3 protein-coding genes and 1 pseudogene are annotated in these 2,962 nt (G+C 70.7%); all 4 read left to right on the forward strand.

The genetic code is table 11. The features are described from left to right. Window positions 1-496, forward strand: a pseudogene (locus tag ACFW9D_RS38310) (ribonuclease E/G); the annotation flags it as partial. Window positions 497-746: 250 nt separating this feature from the next. Then, the gene (gene rplU, locus ACFW9D_RS38315) at window positions 747-1,067 is read left to right on the forward strand and encodes a 50S ribosomal protein L21 (protein WP_188338967.1); all 321 of its coding nucleotides are present in this window, start codon (window positions 747-749) and stop codon (window positions 1,065-1,067) included. A 14-nt stretch (window positions 1,068-1,081) separates the two neighbouring features. Continuing rightward, complete coding sequence (gene rpmA / locus ACFW9D_RS38320; RefSeq protein WP_188338968.1) at window positions 1,082-1,336, forward strand: 50S ribosomal protein L27; 255 nt, start codon at window positions 1,082-1,084, stop codon at window positions 1,334-1,336. A gap of 122 nt (window positions 1,337-1,458) precedes the next feature. Further along, window positions 1,459-2,907 (forward strand): GTPase ObgE, encoded by a 1,449-nt coding sequence (obgE, locus tag ACFW9D_RS38325; protein ID WP_188338969.1) that lies wholly within the window; start codon window positions 1,459-1,461, stop codon window positions 2,905-2,907. Window positions 2,908-2,962 lie beyond the last annotated feature (55 nt).

The following is a 2,962-nucleotide window of genomic DNA, read 5'->3' on the forward strand; positions in this document are numbered from 1 at the left end:
GCGCCCCCCCCGCCGGGCGACGCGCAAGGCGAGCGCTCCCGCCGGTTCGCCGAAGGCGTCCTCCGACGAGGCCGCCGCGGTGACCGTCACGGAGCCGGTCAAGGAGGCCGTCAAGGAGCCGGAGCCCGTCGTGGCCGAGGAGCCCGTGGCCGCGCCGGAGCCGGCCGAGGCCGCCGCCCCGGCCCGTCCGCGCCGCCGCGCCGTCCGCAAGGCCACCGCGCCCACCGCGCCCGAGGAGACGGCCGTCGTGGTCGTCCCCGCGGTCGCGGAGGAGCCGGCCGCAGCGGAGGAGGCCGAGGCGCCCGCCGCCAAGAAGACGGCCCGCAAGACGGCCAAGAAGGCGACGGCGAAGAAGGCCGCGACGACGAAGAAGACCGCCGCCAAGAAGACGGCCGCGAAGAAGACGACGGCGAAGAAGGCCGCCGCCACGAAGAAGACCGCGACCAAGAAGACGGCCGCGAAGAAGACGGCCGTGGCCGTCGCCGACGAGTCCTGAGGCTCGGCCCGGTGGGGCGCCCCCGTACAGCTCGGCTGTGCGGGGGCGCCCTCTTGCGGGGGCCAGTTTGACCCCTTAGGGAAGGGCCCGTAATCTTGACCGTCGGCGTGTCCATCGGACGCGCTTCACTCCCGTAAACCTTTTTCCTCCGGGATCTTCGAAGAGCTCTTGAAGAGTGCTTCGAAGCCGGAGAGGCCGCCTCGTGCGGCTGGACTGCGGGGGTCCCGTTCCGAGCGAGAGAGAGTTCCGCGTGTACGCCATCGTGCGCAGCGGTGGTCGCCAGCACAAGGTTGCTGTCGGCGACATCGTTGAGGTTGACAAGATTTCCACCGCCAATGTCGGCGACACGGTCGAGCTCTCGACCCTGCTCGTCGTCGACGGCGAGTCCGTGACCAGCGACCCGTGGGTGCTGGCCGGCATCAAGGTCCAGGCCGAGGTCGTGGACCACCACAAGGGCGCGAAGATCGACATCCTTCGCTACAAGAACAAGACCGGCTACCGCCGTCGTCAGGGCCACCGCCAGCAGTACACGGCGATCAAGGTCACTGAGATCCCCACGGCTGCGAAGTAAGGGACTGAGACAAGATGGCACACAAGAAGGGCGCATCGTCCACTCGGAACGGTCGCGACTCCAATGCTCAGCGGCTCGGCGTGAAGCGCTTCGGCGGTCAGGTCGTCAACGCCGGTGAGATCCTGGTCCGCCAGCGCGGCACCCACTTCCACCCGGGCAACTCCGTTGGCCGTGGCAAGGACGACACGCTGTTCGCTCTCGCCGCCGGTGCGGTGGAGTTCGGTACCCACCGCGGCCGCAAGGTCGTGAACATCGTTCCGGTCGCCTGAAACGCCTGACGGCTTTCTGATCCGGATTTCGCGAGGCGGACCTCACTTCCCTGCGGGGAAGCGGGTCCGCCTTTCGCGTGTTGAAGTAGAGACATTCCGTTCGTAACTGGAGGCACTGAACCATGACCACCTTCGTGGACCGCGTCGAGCTGCATGTCGCCGCGGGTAGCGGAGGCCACGGCTGTGCCTCCGTACACCGGGAGAAGTTCAAGCCGCTCGGCGGCCCCGACGGCGGCAACGGCGGCCGTGGCGGCGACGTGATCCTGGTCGTCGACCAGGACGTCACGACGCTCCTCGACTACCACCACTCCCCGCACCGCAAGGCGACCAACGGCGCGCCCGGCGCGGGCGACAACCGCTCCGGCAAGGACGGTCAGGACCTGATCCTGCCCGTGCCCGACGGCACCGTCGTCCTGGACAAGCAGGGCAACGTGCTGGCGGACCTCGTCGGCCAGGGCACCACCTACGTCGCCGCCCAGGGCGGCCGCGGCGGCCTGGGCAACGCGGCGCTGGCCTCGGCCCGCCGCAAGGCCCCCGGCTTCGCGCTCCTCGGTGTTCCCGGTGACCTCCAGGACGTCGTCCTGGAGCTGAAGACCGTCGCGGACGTGGCGCTCGTCGGCTACCCGAGCGCCGGCAAGTCCTCGCTGATCTCCGTGCTCTCGGCCGCCAAGCCGAAGATCGCCGACTACCCGTTCACGACCCTGGTCCCGAACCTGGGCGTGGTCACCGCCGGCTCCACCGTCTACACCGTCGCCGACGTGCCCGGTCTGATCCCCGGCGCCAGCCAGGGCAAGGGCCTCGGCCTGGAGTTCCTGCGCCACGTCGAGCGGTGCAGCGTGCTCGTGCACGTCCTGGACACGGCGACCCTCGAGTCCGACCGTGACCCGGTCTCCGACCTGGACGTCATCGAGGAGGAGCTCCGCGAGTACGGCGCGGGCCTGGAGGACCGGCCGCGCGTCGTCGTCCTGAACAAGATCGACGTGCCGGACGGCCAGGACCTCGCCGAGATGGTCCGCCCGGACCTGGAGGAGCGCGGCTACCGCGTCTTCGAGGTGTCGGCCGTCGCCCACAAGGGCCTCAAGGAACTGTCGTACGCGCTGGCCGAGCTGGTGGCCGCGCACCGCGCCGCCAAGCCCAAGGAGGAGTCGACCCGGGTCGTCATCCGTCCGAAGGCCGTGGACGACGCGGGCTTCACCGTGGTCCGCGAGGAGGTCGGCGGCGAGCCGCTGTTCCGCGTGCGCGGCGAGAAGCCGGAGCGCTGGGTGCGCCAGACCGACTTCAACAACGACGAGGCCGTCGGCTACCTCGCCGACCGGCTCAACCGCCTCGGCGTCGAGGACTCCCTGATGAAGGCCGGCGCCCGCAACGGCGACGGCGTCGCCATCGGCCCCGAGGAGAACGCGGTCGTCTTCGACTGGGAGCCGTCCGTGACCGCGGGCGCCGAGATGCTCGGCCGCCGCGGCGAGGACCACCGCTTCGAGGCCCCGCGCCCGGCCGCCCAGCGCCGCCGGGACCGGCAGGCGGAGCGGGACGAGGCGCAGCAGGAGTACGAGGGCTTCGAGCCCTTCTAAAGCAGGCGCCTGCGTTTCCGGCATCGGTACGTGCGAAGGGGCGGGCCCGGAGGAG

It is taken from the genome of Streptomyces sp. NPDC059524, assembly GCF_042749255.1.
GTDB lineage: Bacteria > Actinomycetota > Actinomycetes > Streptomycetales > Streptomycetaceae > Streptomyces > Streptomyces xanthii.